The sequence below is a fragment of the Pseudomonas lactis genome (assembly GCF_001439845.1).
GTDB lineage: Bacteria > Pseudomonadota > Gammaproteobacteria > Pseudomonadales > Pseudomonadaceae > Aquipseudomonas > Aquipseudomonas lactis.
The window spans coordinates 59088-77565 of sequence record NZ_JYLO01000023.1 but is presented as its reverse complement, the minus strand read 5'-3'; the positions used below and the strand labels follow the sequence as shown (position 1 = coordinate 77565).

Here is an 18478-nt window from a genome sequence, read left to right as displayed (position 1 = left end):
GGCACTGCGGCGACAACAGCGACTTGCAGGCCACTGGCTGGCAGGACTGGTACGAAGGCGTGCGCAAGACCTTCGTACAGGTCAAGCAACGCCATGGGCAGGTGTTTGTCGGCGGTTTGTCCATGGGGGCCGTGATGTCGATGTATGTGGCGTCCGAACACCCAGGGCAAGTTGCCGGGTTGCTGATGTATTCCACCACCTTGAAGTACGACGGCTGGAGCATCAACAAACTGGCGTTTCTCACGCCCTTGCTGATGAAGATTCCGTTCGGCGTACACATTTGCAGCTTCGAAGAGAAGCCGCCCTACGGCATCAAGAACGAGCGCCTGCGGGCCATCGTCGAGCGGCAGATGAAGGAAGGCGAAAGCAGCGAGGCGGGGTTGCTGACCATGGAAGGCATCACCGTGCGCGAGCTGCACCGTATGAACGCCGTGGTCAGGAAGCGCATGCCCCAGATCAAAGTGCCGGCGCTGGTGCTGCATTCCATCGAGGACGACATTACCAGCCGCTGGAACGCCGATTACGTAGAGCGCCACCTCGGCGGGCCGGTGACCAAGATCCTTTTGGACAACTGCTACCACATGATCACGGTCGATTTGCAGTACCGCCGCGTGATCGAGTTGAGTGCCAGGTTTGTCGAGCAGCACGCAGTTCTAAAATCAACGCAGGCCCCTGTGGGAGCTGGCTTGCCTGCGATGGCATCACTCAGGTCTGCCTGACGTACCGAGGCGCCTGCATCGCAGGCAAGCCAGCTCCCACATTGGATCGAGAAATAAGGGCAATCTGTGATAACCACCCAAGCCTACCCGACCATCCGGGCTATCCAGCGCGATGCCTGGAACGATTGTTTTTCCGGTGCCCTGGAGGATTGGGACTATTACCTGGCCGTGGAAAACGCCGCGATCGATGACTTCCAGTGGCGTTACCTGGCGGTCTTTGAGGATCAAACGCTGGTGGCGGTGGCGGCCGCGTTCGTCACCCATTATCGCCTCGACACCACCGTGTCGGGGGCCGGCAAGCGCTTGACCGAGCGCCTGGAGCGGCTGTGGCCGGGGGTTTTGCAACTGGCGTTGTACGCCATCGGTTCGCCGGTGGCTGAACGCTGTGATGCCGGTGTCGCCAGCCATGTGCCCGAATCCCAGCGCCCGTTGCTGTTGCAGCAATTACTGGCGGCTGCGCGCAGCGATGCCGACGCGCTCGGTATCGGCTTGCTGGCGGTCAAGGATGCGCCCACCAATGACCCGCATTGGGCCCAGAGCTGCATTGCCGCAGGTTTTCAAAGCATGCCCAGCTTGCCCACGGGGGTGTTGCCGCTGCCTTATGGCTCGGTGGATGCCTACCTGGGGTCGCTGGGCAAATCCACGCGCAAGGACCTGCGCCGCAAACTGCGCGCACCAGGGCCGCGGGTCGAGTGGCGGCGCAATATCGATGACGTGCTGCCCGAGGTCATGCGCCTATATGAAGCCACGCTTGCGCGCGCAGACTTGCAGTTCGAACGCCTGCCCGCCGGTTACTTCACGGGGGTACTCGAACACCTGCACGAGCGGGCGGTCTGTGTTCTGTACTGGGTGGACGAGCGCCTGGTGGCGTTCAACCTGATCCTGCTGGATGAGCATCGGCTGGTGGACAAGTTCTTTGGTCATGACCTTGAGTTCAGCCGCGAGTACAACCTGTACTTCCGTAGCTGGTTGACCAATGTCGACTACTGTATTGAACACTGTATTCCGGTGTACGAGTGCGGCCAGGCCGGGTATGCCAGTAAACTGCGCCTGGGGTGCGAGTTCGAGGGCAACAGCCTGTTCTTCCGCCACCGCAACCGGCTGGTCAACGGCCTGCTCAAGCTTGTAAAACTGTTTATTCGACCGGATCGTTCCGACCCTGCCATGGCTGCTGCGATAAGCGAAACCTGATGATTACCAAGACCCGCCAGAAAGCCCGCCCCTTTGCCATCTCGCGTTGGAGCGTCCAGCGCAAGCTGGTGCTGGCGTTCTGGCTGGTCAGCGTGATCCCCACCATGATCGCGGCTGAACTGGCCGCCACCACGCTGTCGCAGATTTTCGACAGTAACGTGCGGATCTGGCTGCAAGAGTCGACCAAGATCGTCAAGGACGAAATCGGCGACATCCTTCACGACAACGCACGCATGGCCAAGCTGTTCCTGCGCTACACCAGCCCGCCGTCGTCCAAAAATGCCGAGAAGCATGACCGGCTCACCGCCGACATTGCCGATGCCACCGATATCGACGTGGTCGCGCTGATTCGCACCAGCGACCGCAAAGTGATGTTCAGCACGGCCGCCGATGACATCGTCAGGCAGATCAACCTCACCAGCAACGCGGTGCTGCAAACCGTGCAGGTCGCCGGCGTGAGCACGGGCCTGGTGGTGTCCACCTTTGAAACCAGCCGTGACGGCGTGGATTACCTGTTGCTGGTCGCCACTTACCTGGACAGCAGTTTCCTCACCAGCGTGGCCGATGTGCATTCCCTCGACCTGCGTTTGTACCTGGCCAACCCTGCAGGGTTTTCCGAAATATTTTCCACCCAGCGCTTCGCCAATCACCCCTCGCGCATCCCCAAGAATGTCGAGGCCTACCTACGTAGCACCAAGCAGCCCAGCGAACAGTTCACTAACCAATACAGCGGTTTGTACTGGCCGATTTTCAATGACGCCGGCGAGTTGCAAGGCGTGATCTTCAGCGGCCTGCTACGCCACACCAGCCTGGTGGGGTTGGTGAACCAGAGCAACCTGTTCGTGCTGATCTTCCTGGTCAGCTCGGCGCTGTCACTGGCGGCCGGGTTGTTGGTGTCGCGGCGCCTGACCAAGCCCCTGCGCGATTTGTCCCAGGGCGTGGATGCGGTGATCTCGGGCAGTTATGCGCACCGTGTGGTGGTCAGTGGCGGTGACGAACTGGCGCAATTGAGCAGCACCTTCAACCACATGACCGAACGCCTGGGCGAGTTGCACCATCTGGAAGCCCAACTGCGTCGGCGTGACCGCTTGCATGCCCTGGGTGAAGTCGCCATGGGCCTGGCTCACGAAATTCGCAACCCACTGGGCATCATCAAGACCGCCACCCAACTGTTGCATCGGCGCGCTGACCTGGCGGAAACCGACAAGCGTCACCTGGAATATGTCATCAGCGAAGTCAGCCGCATCAACGACCTGATTACCGAATTCCTCGATTTCGCCAAGCCCAACCCGCCGATACGCGTGCAGCAACCGGCACGCGCCCTGGTGGAAGAAATCCTCGGTTTCTGCGGCCCGGAGCTGAGTAGCCATCGCATTGATGCCCATATCGACGACCAGGCGCCTGGCGCGACGATCTACGCCGATGCCAAGCAGCTCAAACAGGCCTGTCTCAACCTGATTCTCAACGCCATCGACGCGATGCCCGACGGCGGGCGCCTGACCCTGGGCATTCGCAGCGTGGGCGACAACACCGTGATCAGCATCGCCGATACCGGCGAGGGCATCCCTGCGGATATGGTGGAGCGTATCTTTACGCCATTCGTCACCACCAAGGCCTCGGGCACAGGCCTGGGCCTGGCCAAAGTCTATTCGATCATGGAAAGTCACGACGGCAGCATCGAATGCGCCAGCGAGAAAGATGCCGGCGCGACCTTCAGCCTGTACATTCCGGCTGACGGTGAAGACGACGGTGAAGATGAGGACGGGCATGACGCATAACGTATTGGTGGTCGACGACGAGCCCAAGCTCTGTGATCTGCTGACCCAGGCCTTGAGCCAGAACGGCATCCAGGTGTTCAGCGCGGGCAATGGCTTGCACGCGCTCAAGGTGCTGGGGGAGGAGGACATCGACCTGGTCATCAGCGACTGGCGCATGCCGGGCATGGACGGGCCGGCGTTGCTGGCCGAGATCAAGGTGCGTTATCCGACCCTGCCGGTAATCGTGATGACGGCCTACAGCACGGTGAAAAACGCCGTGCAGTCGATGCGTAACGGCGCCTATGACTACATTGCCAAGCCGTTCGACATTGACGAGCTGGACATCACCGTGGCCAAGGCCCTGCAATTTCGCGACATCATGCGCGACAACGCGCGCATGCGTGCCGAGCTGGACGAGCATGCGCAGTTCGACAGCCTGGTGGGCGACAGCCCGGCGTTTCGCCAGGTGCTCCAGGCGGTGGATTCGGTGCGTGACAGCAACGCCACCATCCTGCTGACCGGCGAAAGCGGCACTGGCAAGGAAATGGTCGCCCGTGCCATCCACAAGCATGGCAGCCGTGCCGACCAACCCTTCGTGGCGGTCAATTGCGCGGCCATTCCGGAAGGCCTGCTGGAAAGCGAGATGTTTGGCCATCGCAAAGGCGCGTTCACCGGCGCCGTGGCTGACCGGGTAGGGCGCTTCATGCAGGCCGACAAGGGCACGCTGTTTCTGGATGAGGTGGGTGATATGCCCTTGGCGTTGCAGGCCAAGATTCTGCGCGCCTTGCAGGAGCGGGTTATCGAGCCGGTAGGCGACCCCCGCGAGCGCAAGGTGGATGTACGGGTAATTGCCGCCACCAACAAGAACCTGCTGGATGCGGTGGCGGCCAAGGAGTTTCGCGAAGACCTGTATTACCGCCTCAATGTCTTCCCGATTCCGTTGCCGTCCTTGCGCGAACGCGTGGAAGACATCGCGCCCCTGGCGCGCCACTTCGCCCACACCCTGAGCGCGACCACCGGCAAACGCATCACCGGCTTCAGCCCCGAGGCCTTGCAAGCCATGGCGGCGTATCACTGGCCGGGCAACATCCGCGAGCTGCAAAACTGCGTGGAGCGCGCAACCATCGTGGCGGCTTCATCGGTGATCGAGGATATTGATTTGCCGGGGTATCTGTTTGCTTCCAAGCCGAGCGAGGGCGATGTGACCGCGATCCTCAGCGACGGGCCGGGGTTGCCGCGGGATCTGGATGCGGCGCTGGCCGAAGTGGAGAAAGCCTATATTCTTGCGGCGTTGCAGGAGAGCAATGGGGTGCAGGCTGCGGCGGCGCAGCGGATCGGGATTTCCGAGAGGAGCTTCTGGTATCGCCTGAAGAAGCTGGGGATTCAGGTAGACAAGATCGTGCGCTGATCTGAGTGTGGGAGCTGGCTTGCCTGCGATGATCGCTCCCACGCTTCGCGTGGGAGTGCCGCTGGTGACGCTCTGCGTCACGCGCGTGGACGCGGAGCGTCGTTGGCTGCATTCCCACGCGGGAGCGTGGGAACGATCTGCCGCGTTGTGTCAGGTGTGGAGGCGTACCCACACGCTGACCAGCACCGTCGCGGCCATCAACCAGGCCACGGCAGCGACTGCCAGCGATGCCTCCAACCGCATTCGATCCACCATCACATACAGCGTCGCCAAATACACAAAGTAGGGAATGATTGACCACATCCCGAACAGGATCGTGGTCTTCAAATCCTCAATCGAACGGCCTTTGCCGACGATGTAATGGGCGATCAGCGCAAAAGTGGGAAACAGCGGCACCAAGCCTGCGATGTAATAGTTTTTGGTCTTGGCCAGCGCCGCCAGGATCAGCACCACTGCGGCGCCAAGCGCAGCCTTCAAGAACAGATCCATCAGTGACTCAACCCGTATTTCTTGACCTTGTCGAACAGGGTGGTCTTGGCCATCCCCAGTTCCTGGCTGGCCTGGGTCAGGTTGCCGCCGCTGCGTTGCAGGGCATCGTTGAGCAGGTTGCGCTCAAAGGCTTCCACCGCCTCGGTAAAGGCAACCCCTTGGCTGCCGCTGCCGGCGCCGCTTTTTTTGAAGGCGGGCAGGCCGAGGGCGAAGCGTTCGGCGACGTTGCGCAGCTCACGCACGTTGCCTGGCCAATCGTGGCTCATCAGGCTGGACAGGGTCTGGTTGTCCAGCTCCGGCACGGCGCGGTCGAAGCGTAGCGACGATTGCTGCAGGAAGTGCTCGAACAGTTGCAGGATGTCTTCACGCCGCTCGCGCAGGGGCGGCAGTTCCAGGGTGACGACGTTGAGGCGATAGTACAGGTCGCTGCGGAACTGGCTGGCGCGGCTCAACTCGTCGAGGTCGGACTTGGTAGCGGCGATCACCCGGCAATCCACCGCCACGCTCTGGTTCGAACCCAGGCGTTCCAACGTGCGTTCTTGCAGCACTCGCAGCAATTTGATCTGCAGGTTGATCGGCATGCTCTCTACTTCATCGAGGAACAGCGTGCCTTGATGGGCATGCTCGATCTTGCCGATGCGACGTTTGCCAGCGCCGGTGAAGGCGTTGGCTTCGTGGCCAAAAATCTCGCTTTCAAACAGGTTTTCCGGTAGGCCACCGCAGTTGAGGGCAACGAACTGGTGGGTGTGGCGCCGGCTGAAATCATGCAGGCAACGCGCGACCAGTTCTTTGCCGGTGCCGGTCTCGCCTTCGATCAGCACGTTGGCCGAGGTATCGGCGACATTGGCAATCAGTTCGCGCAGGTTTTGCATGGCCGGCGAGCGGCCGATGATGCGGCCTTCCAGCGAGTCGCGCTCGGCCAGTTGCCGACGTAGCGACCAGACTTCCCGCGCCAGCCCGCGTTGTTCCAGGGCGCGGCGTGCCACGTCCACCAGGCGTTCGGGCGAGAAGGGTTTTTCCATGAAGTCGTAGGCGCCGTTACGCATGGCGCCCACCGCCATGGAGATATCGCCATGGCCTGTGATCAACACCACCGGCAGGCTTTTATCCAGGGCCTTGAGGCGGGTCAGCAGTTCCAGGCCGTCGATGCCCGGCAAGCGGATGTCGCTGATGACGATGCCGGCAAAGTTTTCGCCGATGCGCTTGAGCGCTTCTTCGGCGCTGCCCACGCCGACGCTGGTAATGTCTTCCAGCGCCAGTGCTTGCTGGCAACCGAGCAGTACATGGGGGTCGTCTTCGACGATCAGGACGGTGAGGTCTTGGGCTTGTGTATTCATGTCGACTCAACTCGTTGAGCGCCCACCAATGGCAGGTTCAGGACAAAGGCGGTACCACCATTGGCCGGATGTTCCACGGCCAGGCTGCCGCCGGTGGCGGCCGCGAGGCTCGCGGAAAGGGTCAGGCCCAGGCCCAGGCCTTGTTCGCCGGGCTTGGTGGTAAAAAAGGGTTCGAACAAATGCTTGCGTGCTTCGGGATCGATGCCGTGGCCATTGTCACGCACCAACAGGCGGTATTTGCCATCGCCGCTCTGGCCTTCCAACCACAGTTGCGGCGCCGCTTGGGCCTGCATCGCATCGAGGGCGTTGCCGATCAGGTTGACCAGGATCTGCTCCAGGCGAGTCTGGTCGATCTGCAATTGGGCATTGGCAAAATCACGGTGCACGGTCAACGGCAGGCTGTCCAGGCGCGCGCCGAGCACCTGGAACGCGGCGTCCACGGCTTTGCCGAGGCTGGCCTCGCCCTGGTCGTCACCGCGTCGGGCAAAGGAACGTAGGCTGGCGGTGATGCGACCCATGCGGTCGATCAGTTCGTTGATGGTCTTGAGGTTGGTGCTGGCGGTGTCCAGGGCGCCGCGCTCAAGGAAGCGTACGGTGTTGCCCGACAGCGTGCGCAAGGCCGCCAGCGGCTGGTTCAGTTCGTGGGCGATGCTGGTGGACATCTGGCCAATGGCTGCGAGCTTGCCGGCTTGCACCAGCTCGTCCTGGGCGTGACGCAGGGTTTCTTCGGCCTGGCGTCGTTCGCGAATCTGGCCCTTGAGCCGTTCGTTGCTGGCGCGCAAGTCGGCGGTGCGCTCGGCGATCCGCCGCTCAAGCTGGCTGTTGGCTTCCTGCAAGGCTTCCCGCGCAGCGAGGCGGGTGGCGATGACCTTGCGCCGTTCGTTCCAGGCGATCAGCAGGAAGGCGACCAGGCCAAAGGCGACGGCCACCAGGATGCCCTGGTTGATCGCGGCGCGGCGCAGGTCGTTAAGTGGGGTGAGCAGGGTGAAATTCCACGGCGTGTCGTTGAGCGGGCGTGTTTGCGCCAGGTAGCTGACGGCGTGCTGGTCGTTGACCACTTCGGTGTTGGCCGGAAAGGTCAGTTTCTCGGTACCTTCGTTCAGGCGTTCACGGGCCAGGGGTTGCAGTTCATTGAGCGTCGCCCAGTAATATTGCAGGCTGTGGGCCAGGCGGTCCTTGGTGTCATCGCTCAAGGGGCGTACGGCCTTGAGGCGACGCGCCGGGTCGCTGGAAAGAATAATGATGCCGTTCTCGTCGCTTACGAAGGCTTCAAGGCGCGCACGTTGCCAGCGTTCTTCAAGGGCTTCGAGGCGCACCTTGACCACGGCGACGCCGATGATCTTGCCGTGTTCTTCCAGGCCATGGGCCAGGTAATAGCCGGGCTCGCCGTTGGTGCTGCCGATGCCGTAGAAACGGCCGGGCTGGCCGCGTACGGCGTTCTGAAAATAGGCGCGAAAAGACAGGTCCTCACCTTGGTAACTGTCGGCATCGCGCCAGTTACTGGTGGCCAGCACGCGGCCGGTGGTATCCATCACATAGATGGCGCGGCTGCGACTGCGGCGGTTCAGACCTTCGAGGTAGTCGTTGACCGTCTTGCGGGTTTCCTGGTTCGGGTCGGCGAGCAGTTGGGAAACACTGGACTCCAGTTCCAGCAGGCTGGGCAGGTAGGTGTACTTGCTCAGTTCGCTTTCGACGGTGCGGGCGTGCAGCTCCAACTGGCGTTCGCCATTGTCGCTGAGGGTGCGGATGCCGTAGTAGTCACTGACCCAGAAGCCGATATAACCCAGGCCGACCATCAGGGCGATGATCAACGGCGGCAGGAACAGTTGGCGTATCAGACGAGGCTTCACGGCAAGTGATGGCGGCGCGGCGCGATATTGATTGGGGTCGCATTTCATCACAGATGCCTTGGGTCAGCTACTTCTCGCCTGCCAACTGTAGGAGCGAGCTTGCTCGCGAAAAACTCAAGGGCAGCGCGTTAATCCTGGATACACGCGTTATCGTTTTCGTCTTTCGCGAGCAAGCTCGCTCCTACAGGGCTGGAGCGAGTTGCTTTTAGTGCTGCAGGATTTTCTCAAGGAAGTGCTGCGCACGTTCGGAGCGGGCGCTGATGTCGCCGAAGAACTCTTCTTTCGGGCAGTCTTCGATGATCTTGCCGGCGTCCATGAAGATCACGCGGTCGGCCACTTTGCGCGCAAAGCCCATCTCGTGGGTCACGCACATCATGGTCATGCCTTCGTGGGCCAGTTGCACCATCACGTCGAGCACTTCGTTGACCATTTCCGGGTCCAGCGCCGAGGTCGGTTCGTCAAACAGCATGACGATCGGGTCCATGGCCAGGGCGCGGGCAATCGCCACACGTTGTTGCTGGCCGCCGGAGAGCTGGCCAGGGTGCTTGTGGGCGTGTGCCGACAAGCCCACGCGGTCGAGCAGTTGCAGGCCCTTCTTGGTGGCTTCTTCCTTGCTGCGGCCCAGCACCTTTATCTGCGCGATGGTCAGGTTTTCGGTGATGGTCAGGTGCGGGAACAGCTCGAAGTGCTGGAACACCATGCCCACGCGCGAACGCAGTTTTGGCAGGTTGGTCTTCGGGTCGGCGATGGAGGTGCCGTCGACCACGATGTCACCTTTCTGGAACGGTTCCAGTGCGTTGACGCACTTGATCAGGGTGGATTTGCCCGAGCCGGATGGCCCGCACACCACGATCACTTCGCCTTTTTTAACCTCGGTGCTGCAATCGGTCAGCACCTGGAAGTCGCCATACCACTTGTTGATGTTCTTGATAGAGATCATACGGCAAACCTTTTTTGCAGACGCTTGACCAGCAGCGAGGCGGAAAAGCTGATGATGAAGTAGACGACACCGGCAAAGATCAGGAACTCGTTGGAGCGGCCGATGATGTCGCCGTTGGAGCGGGCGGAGTTGAGGAAGTCCACCAGGCCCACGGTGTAGACCAGGGAAGTGTCCTGGAACAGGATGATCGACTGTTGCAGCAGCAACGGTGTCATCTTGCGGAACGCCTGGGGCAGGATGATCAGGCGCATGGTCTGGCCGTAGGTCATGCCCATGGCTTGTGCCGCCGCCATCTGGCCCTTGGGAATCGACTGCACACCGGCTCGTACGATTTCGCAGAAGTACGCGGCTTCGAACATCATGAACGCCACGACGCAGGAGGTGAATGCGCCGATCGGGGTGTCTTCACCCGTGATCCAGCGCAACACGAACGGCACCGCCAGGTAGAACCAGGTGATCACCAGCAGCAAGGGGATCGAGCGGAAGTAGTTCACGTAGGCGCCGGCCACGCGGGACAGCAGTTTGTTGGACGACAAGCGCATCAGGGCCAGGATAGTCCCGATGATGATGCCGCCGACCACGCCCATGACCATCAGCTTCAATGTCATGACCATGCCGTTCCACAGGCCTGGAATGGCGGGGATGATGCCGCTGAAATCGAAGTCCATTATTTGCCCCCCACGGAGATCAGGCCGGGCACTGCGACTTTCTTCTCGACCACGCGCATCAGCAGCATCAGGCTCATGTTCAGGGTGAAGTAGATCAGCGTGGCCAGGGTGAAGGCTTCAAACAGGTTGGCCGAGAACTCGGCGGTCTGTTTGGTTTGCGCCAGCAGTTCCATCAAGCCGATCAAGGACGCCACGGAGGAGTTCTTGAACACGTTGAGGAATTCCGAGGTAAGCGGCGGAATGATGATGCGGTAAGCCTGGGGCAGCAGCACGTTCCAGTAGATCTGCGGCAGCTTGAAGCCCATGGCGCGCGCCGCGGATTCCTGGCCGCGTGGCAGCGCCTGGATACCGGTACGCACTTGTTCACACACACGGGCGGCGGTGAACAGGCCCAGGCACACCACGACGCTCAGGTAGGCCGAGGTGGTCGGGTTCAGGTCTTGTTTGTACCAGTCCTGCAGGTTCTGCGGCAGCATGTCCGGTACCAGGAAGTACCAGATGAAAAGCTGAACCAGCAGCGGCACGTTACGAAACAGTTCCACGTAGCAGGTCGCGATGCCCGATACGAGGCGGTTTGGCACAGTGCGCATGACCCCCAGAATGGAGCCCAGCAGCAAGGCGATAATCCATGCCACGATAGCGATGGCGATGGTCCAGCCCAGCCCGGAGAGGTACCAGTCGAGATAAGTCTCGCTGCCCACGCCGGTGGACTTGAAGAACACGCCCCAGTCCCAGTTGTAATTCATTAGGGTCTCCCCTCGAGATCGATCGATGTACAAGCACCCGCTTGGGGAAGATCCGTTCCCGCCTGACGTTGAACGCCAGGCACACACGATCGGCTCGAAAACCGCCAGGTCGAGTGTTCCAAGTTAAAACCAGCAGGTAATTACAGACGCCTGAGGGAGGGTTGGCTCCCTCAGGACATAAGCTTAGTCAGGTATCAGATTTTTACTTCTGGCGCTGGTTTGTCGCTAGGGTTAGCGATCAGCTCCTTGACCTTGTCGCTCATCGGGAAGTTCAGGTTCAGGCCCTTTGGTGGGATCGGGCTTTCGAACCATTTGGCGTAGATCTTGTTGATCTCGCCAGACTTGTACAGGGCGACAATGGCGTCATCCACGGCTTTCTTGAAGTCCGGGTCGCCTTTGCGAACCATGCAAGCGTAGGCTTCGAATGACTGTGGAGTACCGGTAATGACCCAGTCATCAGGCTTCTTGGCCTTGGCTTCTTCACCGGCCAGCAGGGCGTCGTCCATCATGAATGCAACGGCGCGGCCGCTTTCGAGCATCTGGAAGGATTCGCCGTGGTCTTTGGCGGAGATGACGTTCATGCCCATCTGCTTGTCGGCGTTCATCGCCTTGATGATGCGCTCCGACGTGGTGCCGGCGGTGGTCACCACGTTTTTGCCTTTCAGGTCGGCAAAGTCAGCGTAGGACGGCTTGCCTTCCTTGTCTTTCTTGACCAGCAAACGGGTGCCGATTTCGAAGATGTTGACGGTGAAATCAACTTGCTGGGCGCGTTCGGTGTTGTTGGTGGTGGAGCCGCACTCCAGATCCGCGGTGCCGTTCTGGATCAGCGGGATACGGGTTTGCGAGGTCACCAGGTTGTACTTGGCTTTGAGGTCGGGTTTGTTCAGGTCTTTTTTCAGCTGCTCGACGACGGCCAACTGGATGTCGTGGGAGTAGCCCACGGGTTTGCCCGAACCATCCGCGATGTAGGAAAACGGAATGGAGCTGTCGCGGTGAGCGAGAGTGATGGTGCCGGAGTCGTTGATTTTCTTCAGTGTGCCGGTGAGTTCGGCGGCAAAAACTGGAGTGCTGATCAGAGCAGCAGCGATAGCTGCGCCCAGGATATGGGGAACGATGCGCATCAATACTTCCTCGACATTTGTTTTTTTTATGAAGCCAGCTGAACGGCTCTCTTGTACAGCGACTGCCCGTGACGGCTCCTAAGGCGCCTCAGGCAATCGTTGAAGAGTGTAGAGCATGAGTCGTGCCATACCGAAAATAAAAGGATAACTGCATGATTTATATGGAAATTAACTTTTTGTTTCGGCGATATTTTTGGTGGCCGGTCCGGCAAACCGAATAGCGCACAGGAGCTTGTTCGGAAAACCGAATAGCCTGGAGGAGCGAGCTTGCTCGCGAAAAACGCAAAAACGCCGCGTTTAGGCTGAATAAACGCGGCGTTCTCAGGTTTTTCGCGAGCAAGCTCGCTCCTACACGGTAGGGCGGTCAGGCGGCTTCGATCTTGCTGCGGCTCTGCTCGACCTTGGACAGGTAGCGTTGCAGGTTTTCCTGCTCCTGCTCGGTGGTGAACAGGCCAAGCTTGGTGCGGCGCCACAGCACGTCCTGCGGTTGTGTCACCCACTCTTCGGCGCACAGGTAATCGACTTCGCGGGTATACAGGCCGCCACCCAGGTGATCACCCAGGTCGGCGAGCGATTGCACGCCCTCCAGCAGGCGCCAGGTGCGGCTGCCGTAAGTGGTGGACCAGCGGCGGGCGATCTCGCTCGGTACCCAGTCGAACTTGGCGCGGATGGCGTCGGCCAGGGCTTCAGGGGTGCTCATATTTTCGCCGCCGGGCAGGCTCGCCGTGGCAGTCCAACTTGGGCGCATCTGGGTGAAGTACGGCGCCAGTTGGGCCATGGCCGACTCAGCCAGTTTGCGATAGGTGGTCAGCTTGCCACCGAACACCGACAGGATCGGCGCTTCGCCGGTGCCGCCGGACAAGGCCAGGGTGTAATCGCGCGTGATGGCCGATGGGTTGTCTGACTCGTCGTTGCACAGCGGGCGCACGCCGGAGTAGGTGTGAACAATATCGTCACGGCTCAGTTGTTTCTTGAAGTGCGCGTTGACCACCTTGAGCATGTAGTCGGTTTCACCTTCGGTGATCGCCACTGCAGCCGGGTCGCCGGTGTATTCGCGGTCGGTGGTGCCGATGATAGTCAAGTGGTTCAGATACGGAATGGTGAAGACGATGCGCTGGTCTTCGTTCTGCAGGATATGCGCGTGGGCGCCTTCGTACAGGCGCGGCACGATCAGATGGCTGCCCTGAATCAGACGGATGCCGTAGGGCGAATCCAGCTTCAGGTCGTCCTTGATGAATTTGGCCACCCAAGGGCCGGCAGCATTCACCAGCGCGCGGGCGCGGATCGAGAACAGGCTGCCGTCGGCACGCTCCATGTTCATTTCCCACAGGCCGTTACTGCGATGGGCGCTGACGCAACGGGTCTGCGTGTGGATGTGCGCACCTTTCTCGCGGGCCGCCATGGCGTTGAGCACGACCAGGCGAGCATCATCGACCCAGCAGTCGGAGTATTCGAAACCTTGGGTGATTTCGCTTTTCAACGGGCTGTCGGCGCCAAACTTGAGGCTTTTGGAGCCTGCCAGTTTCTCGCGCTTGCCCAAGTGGTCATACAGGAACAATCCGGCGCGAATCATCCACGCCGGGCGCAGGTGCGGGCGATGCGGCAGTACGAAGCGCATTTGCTTGACGATATGCGGCGCTTTGCCCAGCAGCACTTCCCGTTCTGCCAGGGCTTCACGCACCAGGCGGAATTCGTAGTGTTCCAGGTAACGCAGGCCACCATGGATCAGCTTGCTGCTAGCCGAAGAGGTGTGGCTGGCCAAGTCATCCTTTTCGCAAAGGAATACCGACAAACCGCGACCGGCTGCGTCTGCTGCAATCCCGACGCCATTGATCCCGCCACCAATTACGGCAACGTCATAGACTTCGGCAAGCGGTGGAGCAGGCAAGGTGGAAGGGTTCATCGGCTGGCCTCGCGATCTTTTCGTCTTGGAATTCGAACATGAATGTTCATTTGCGAAAATGGTAGCTGATAATTGCGGGCACAGCCACCCGACTTCGATTGAAAAAACTCATCGAAGGGTGGGGAAAGGAAGAATTATGAACAAAGGTGAATGTATTGGTGTTAGTGAGGCCGTCATCGCGGGCAAGCCCGGCTCCCACATTTGACCGCATTTCAAACTGTGGGAGCCGGGCTTGCCCGCGATGACGCCTGAACAGGCGCTACACCACTTCCAGCCGCACCTTGTGCTCATTCAGCACTTGCACCAACGCCGGCACCGGCTGTTGGTCAGTCACCAGGCAGTCCACCAGGCTGATCGGCCCCAGGCGAATCATGGCATTGCGCCCGAATTTGCTGGAGTCTGCCGCCAGAATCACCTGTCGCGCATTGGCGATGATTGCCTGGGAAACCCGCACTTCCTGGTAATCGAAGTCCAGCAGGCTACCGTCCTCGTCGATCCCGCTGATGCCCACCAGGGCAAAGTCGACCTTGAACTGGTTGATGAAGTCGACACTGGCCTGGCCGACCACGCCACCGTCACGGCGCACATTGCCGCCGGTGAGCAACACATCGAAGTCGTCCTTGGCACTGAGCATGGTGGCGACGTTGAGGTTGTTGGTGATGATTTTCAGATGGCTGTGATTGAGCAGCGCACGGGCGATGGATTCGGTGGTGGTGCCGATGTTGATGAACAGCGAGGCGTGATCGGGAATCTGTGCGGCAATGGCTTCGCCGATGCGTTGCTTCTCGTCGCGCATCTGGTCGGCACGCATGGCGTACGCGGTGTTCTCGACGCTGGAGTCATAGGCTGCGCCACCGTGGTAGCGGCGCAACAGGTTGGCGTCCGCCAACTGGTTGATATCGCGGCGGATGGTTTGCGGGGTGACAACGAATAGCTGCGCCATTTCCTCGATACTGACATAGCCGCGTTCGCGGACCAGTTCGAGGATTTGTTGTTGGCGGGGAGGCAGATTCATGGGGCGTCCTTTGGGCTGCCATACAAAAGTGGCCCATGATGACGCAGGAATCCGCTCCCTGCCAGTTACACCTTATTCAGCGCTTTCGTGCGGCTCCCAGTCACGGGTGCGGCTCACGGCTTTTTGCCAGCCGGCGTAGAGTTTCTCTTTTGCCGCTTCATCCAGCTGTGGCTCGAACTCGCGTTCGATCACTGCCTTGCCGCGCAACTCGTCCAGGCTGCCCCAGAAGCCACACGCCAGGCCTGCCAGGTAGGCCGCGCCGAGGGCAGTGGTTTCACGCATTTGCGGGCGTTCGACCTGGGTGCCGAGTATGTCGGCCTGGAACTGCATCAGGAAGTTGTTGGCAACCGCACCTCCGTCCACGCGCAGGGCCTTGAGGCGTTCGCCCGAGTCCTGCTGCATGGCGTCGAGGACGTCGCGGGTCTGGTAGGCAATCGATTCCAGGGCTGCGCGAATAATGTGGTCTACGCGTACGCCACGGGTCAGGCCGAACAGTGCGCCACGGGCATACGGGTCCCAGTAGGGCGCGCCGAGACCGGTGAAGGCGGGTACCAGGTACACGCCGTTGCTGTCCTTGACCTTGCCGGCAAAGTATTCGGTGTCGTGGGCATCGTTGATGATCTTCAGCTCGTCACGCAGCCATTGCACGGTGGAGCCGCCGTTGAAGACCGCGCCTTCCAGGGCGTAGGCCACCTCTCCGCGCGGGCCGCAGGCAATGGTGGTGAGCATGCCGTGCTTGGATTTCACCGCCTTGTCGCCGGTGTTCATCAGCAGGAAGCAGCCGGTGCCGTAGGTATTCTTGGCCTGGCCCGCTTCCACGCACATCTGGCCGAACAGGGCGGCTTGCTGGTCACCGGCAATGCCGCCGATAGCAATACCGCTCTTGGTGCGGCCATAGATTTCCGACGACGACTTCACTTCCGGGAGCATTTCCCGGGGAATGTCGAGAATCTCCAGCATCTTCGCATCCCACTCCAGAGTGTGGATGTTGAAGAGCATGGTGCGCGAGGCGTTGGTGTAGTCGGTGACGTGGGTCTTGCCGCCGGTAAATTTCCAGATCAGCCAGCTGTCGACGGTGCCGAACAGCAGTTCGCCGTTGCGTGCACGTTCGCGGCTGCCTTCGACGTTGTCGAGGATCCACTTGAGCTTGGTGCCGGAGAAGTACGGGTCGGTCACAAGGCCAGTGGTGTCGCTGATGTATTGCTCATGGCCATCGCGCTTGAGCTGCTGGCAGATCTCGGTGCTGCGGCGGCATTGCCAGACAATGGCGTTATAGATTGGGCGCCCGGTGACCTTGTCCCAGACCACTGTGGTTTCACGCTGGTTGGTGATACCGATGGCTGCAACCTGGTCATGGTGCAGGCCGGCCTGGGCCAGCGCTTCGACCATCACCGCGCTCTGGGTGGCGAAGATTTCCATTGGGTCATGTTCGACCCAGCCAGCCTGCGGGTAATGCTGGACGAATTCACGCTGGGCGGTACACACCACGTTGGCGTCACGATCGAAGATGATCGCCCGGGAACTGGTGGTGCCCTGATCAAGGGCAATGATGTAGTTCTTATTCTGAAGGTCGGTCATGTCAATTGCCTTGGACGAAATAAGGAAGTCAGAAATCAGCCTGGGCCGCGAAGGGCAGAGGACCAGGCTGGCGCTTTCAGGAAATACGAGTCTTGCCGTTGACAGCCGTGTCAGGTGTTTCTTGCGCGATAGCCAATGCGGCGCTTGGCAGGTGGCGAGCAATCAGCCCGCGATAGGCCGCAGCACCGAGGCATGCGCCGACAATCGGGGCGAAAATCGGCACAAGGAAGTAAGGAATATCGCGACCGCCAGTAAAGGCCATTTCACCCCAACCGGCGAAAAAGGTCATCAGCTTGGGCCCGAAATCCCGTGCCGGGTTCATCGCAAAGCCGGTCAGCGGGCCCATGGCGCTACCAATCACCGCGATCAGCAAGCCGATCAGCAGGGGCGCCAGCGGGCCGCGTGGCAGGCCGTTGTTGTCATCGGTAAGGGCCATGATCACGCCCATCAGGATGGCGGTGATGACCATTTCCACCAGGAACGCCTGAGCCGTGCTCAGCAGCGCATGAGGGTAGGTTGAGAACACCGAGGCCAATTCCAGGCTGGCTTGGGAGCCGCGAACCATGTGGTGGGTTTGTTCGTAATCGAAAAACAGATTGCTGTAGAGCGTGTACACCAAGGCGGCGGAGCAGAAGGCGCCGGCGACCTGGGCAAGAATATAGAAGGGCAGTTTGCGCTTTTCAAAATCGGCAAAGATGCACAGGGCGATACTGACCGCCGGGTTGAGGTGAGCCCCGGAAATACCGGCGCTCAGGTAGATCGCCATGCTCACGCCGACCCCCCAGATGATACTGATTTCCCACAAGCCAAAGCTCGCACCCGCGACCTTGAGCGCGGCGACGCATCCTGTACCGAAAAAGATCAGCAGCGCGGTACCCAGGAATTCGGCCATGCATTGGCTCGAAAGTGAAGGCTGTTGAAGAGCAGTTGTCATGGAAAACCTCAATTGTTGTTCTTGTCTTGCGCACGGCCTCAACGGGCAGTTGCGCGATATTCACCGCGCAAGGATCCCCATCCTGGGTCGCGGCTTATTGCAGGAGTACCAAAGGATTATTCCTACGGTATTCGGAAACGAAAAAATATAGACAAGAATGACCGCTGTCAAAGGTCGAAAGTGAACCGTTGGTCATTTCCGAACTATTGGTGTGGTGAATGATCATGCTCAAGGCGCGTCACTTTAGCGGTAATAGGACTGTGCTAGAGCGTTTCACGTGGTCTTGGCCTAGAATTGGCCATAAGTTTGCCCGCCCGGAGCCGCTATGACCCCCGCATTGGACCTGTTGAAAAAAGTTCGCGCCGAACATCGTATCCATAGCTATGAACATGATCCCAAGGCAGCATCCTATGGGCTGGAGGCCGCGGAAAAATTGAGCCTGGACCCGGCCCAGGTGTTCAAAACGCTGCTGGCGAGCAGCGAGAAGGGTGAATTGTTGGTGGCGGTGGTGCCGGTCGTCGGAAGTCTGGACTTGAAAGCCCTGGCTCACGCTGCGGGTGTGAAGAAAGTCGAAATGGCAGACCCGGCAGCGGCGCAGCGCTCTACGGGTTATCTATTGGGCGGCATCAGTCCGTTGGGTCAGAAGAAGCGGCTGCGCACGTTTATCGATGAAACGGCGCAACCCTTTGCAACGATTTTTGTCAGCGCGGGCAGAAGAGGATTGGAAGTTGAATTGCCAGCGGCGGTGCTGGCAGAACACACCCAGGCCAAATTCGCACCGATTGGTCGGACCTGATAATCATTCTTTGAAGTCTATGAGGA

Annotated in this window: 16 protein-coding genes; 5 read left to right on the top strand and 11 right to left on the bottom strand. The window is 60.1% G+C overall.

Translation table 11 applies throughout. The features are described 5' to 3' along the window. From TX24_RS29390 to TX24_RS29375, 4 genes are all read left to right on the top strand, one after another. Positions 1-719 (top strand): alpha/beta hydrolase (locus tag TX24_RS29390; RefSeq protein ID WP_057712011.1); only part of this gene is annotated, 719 nt, incomplete at its 5' end. Positions 720-785: 66 nt separating this feature from the next. Next, on the top strand, positions 786-1910 hold the full coding sequence (locus TX24_RS29385; protein ID WP_057712010.1) for a GNAT family N-acetyltransferase: 1125 nt from the start codon (positions 786-788) through the stop codon (positions 1908-1910). Further along, positions 1910-3688 (top strand): sensor histidine kinase, encoded by a 1779-nt coding sequence (locus tag TX24_RS29380; protein ID WP_057712009.1) that lies wholly within the window; start codon positions 1910-1912, stop codon positions 3686-3688. Before TX24_RS29385 ends, TX24_RS29380 begins: the two co-directional genes overlap by 1 nt. Continuing rightward, positions 3678-5075, top strand: coding sequence for a sigma-54-dependent transcriptional regulator (locus TX24_RS29375; RefSeq protein WP_003188944.1), 1398 nt, complete (start codon positions 3678-3680; stop codon positions 5073-5075). The genes TX24_RS29380 and TX24_RS29375 overlap by 11 nt, the downstream gene beginning before the upstream one ends. A gap of 150 nt (positions 5076-5225) precedes the next feature. Here the strand turns inward: TX24_RS29375 and TX24_RS29370 are convergent, their stop codons facing one another. From TX24_RS29370 to TX24_RS29320, 11 genes are all read right to left on the bottom strand, one after another. Beyond that, positions 5226-5564 (bottom strand): GlpM family protein, encoded by a 339-nt coding sequence (locus TX24_RS29370; protein WP_034135823.1) that lies wholly within the window; start codon positions 5562-5564, stop codon positions 5226-5228. Further along, positions 5564-6901: a two-component response regulator AauR gene (aauR, locus tag TX24_RS29365; protein WP_003188948.1), complete on the bottom strand. Its 1338-nt coding sequence runs from the start codon at positions 6899-6901 to the stop codon at positions 5564-5566. The genes TX24_RS29370 and aauR overlap by 1 nt, the downstream gene beginning before the upstream one ends. Next, positions 6898-8799 carry a two-component sensor histidine kinase AauS gene (gene aauS / locus TX24_RS29360; protein WP_057712008.1) on the bottom strand — a complete coding sequence of 634 codons (1902 nt, stop codon included), beginning with the start codon at positions 8797-8799 and terminating at the stop codon, positions 6898-6900. Before aauS ends, aauR begins: the two co-directional genes overlap by 4 nt. Positions 8800-8956: 157 nt before the next feature. Further along, positions 8957-9691 (bottom strand): amino acid ABC transporter ATP-binding protein, encoded by a 735-nt coding sequence (locus TX24_RS29355; protein ID WP_003188952.1) that lies wholly within the window; start codon positions 9689-9691, stop codon positions 8957-8959. Next, complete coding sequence (locus tag TX24_RS29350; RefSeq protein ID WP_003188954.1) at positions 9688-10359, bottom strand: amino acid ABC transporter permease; 672 nt, start codon at positions 10357-10359, stop codon at positions 9688-9690. Before TX24_RS29350 ends, TX24_RS29355 begins: the two co-directional genes overlap by 4 nt. Continuing rightward, positions 10359-11105: an amino acid ABC transporter permease gene (locus TX24_RS29345; RefSeq protein ID WP_003188956.1), complete on the bottom strand. Its 747-nt coding sequence runs from the start codon at positions 11103-11105 to the stop codon at positions 10359-10361. Before TX24_RS29345 ends, TX24_RS29350 begins: the two co-directional genes overlap by 1 nt. A 194-nt stretch (positions 11106-11299) precedes the next feature. Beyond that, a complete protein-coding gene (locus TX24_RS29340; RefSeq protein WP_003188957.1) occupies positions 11300-12226 on the bottom strand; it encodes a glutamate/aspartate ABC transporter substrate-binding protein in 927 nt (308 codons plus the stop codon). Between the two features lie 364 nt (positions 12227-12590). Beyond that, a complete protein-coding gene (glpD, locus tag TX24_RS29335; protein ID WP_003188959.1) occupies positions 12591-14129 on the bottom strand; it encodes a glycerol-3-phosphate dehydrogenase in 1539 nt (512 codons plus the stop codon). Positions 14130-14388: 259 nt separating this feature from the next. Further along, a complete protein-coding gene (locus TX24_RS29330; RefSeq protein ID WP_003188962.1) occupies positions 14389-15144 on the bottom strand; it encodes a DeoR/GlpR family transcriptional regulator in 756 nt (251 codons plus the stop codon). 72 nt (positions 15145-15216) lie between these two features. Beyond that, a complete protein-coding gene (gene glpK, locus TX24_RS29325; protein ID WP_003188963.1) occupies positions 15217-16722 on the bottom strand; it encodes a glycerol kinase GlpK in 1506 nt (501 codons plus the stop codon). Positions 16723-16798: 76 nt separating this feature from the next. Beyond that, positions 16799-17656 carry an MIP/aquaporin family protein gene (locus TX24_RS29320; RefSeq protein ID WP_003188964.1) on the bottom strand — a complete coding sequence of 286 codons (858 nt, stop codon included), beginning with the start codon at positions 17654-17656 and terminating at the stop codon, positions 16799-16801. A 325-nt stretch (positions 17657-17981) separates the two neighbouring features. Here TX24_RS29320 and ybaK point away from each other — a divergent pair, with 325 nt between their 5' ends. Then, positions 17982-18452: a Cys-tRNA(Pro) deacylase gene (ybaK, locus tag TX24_RS29315; protein WP_034135819.1), complete on the top strand. Its 471-nt coding sequence runs from the start codon at positions 17982-17984 to the stop codon at positions 18450-18452. Positions 18453-18478: the final 26 nt, after the last annotated feature.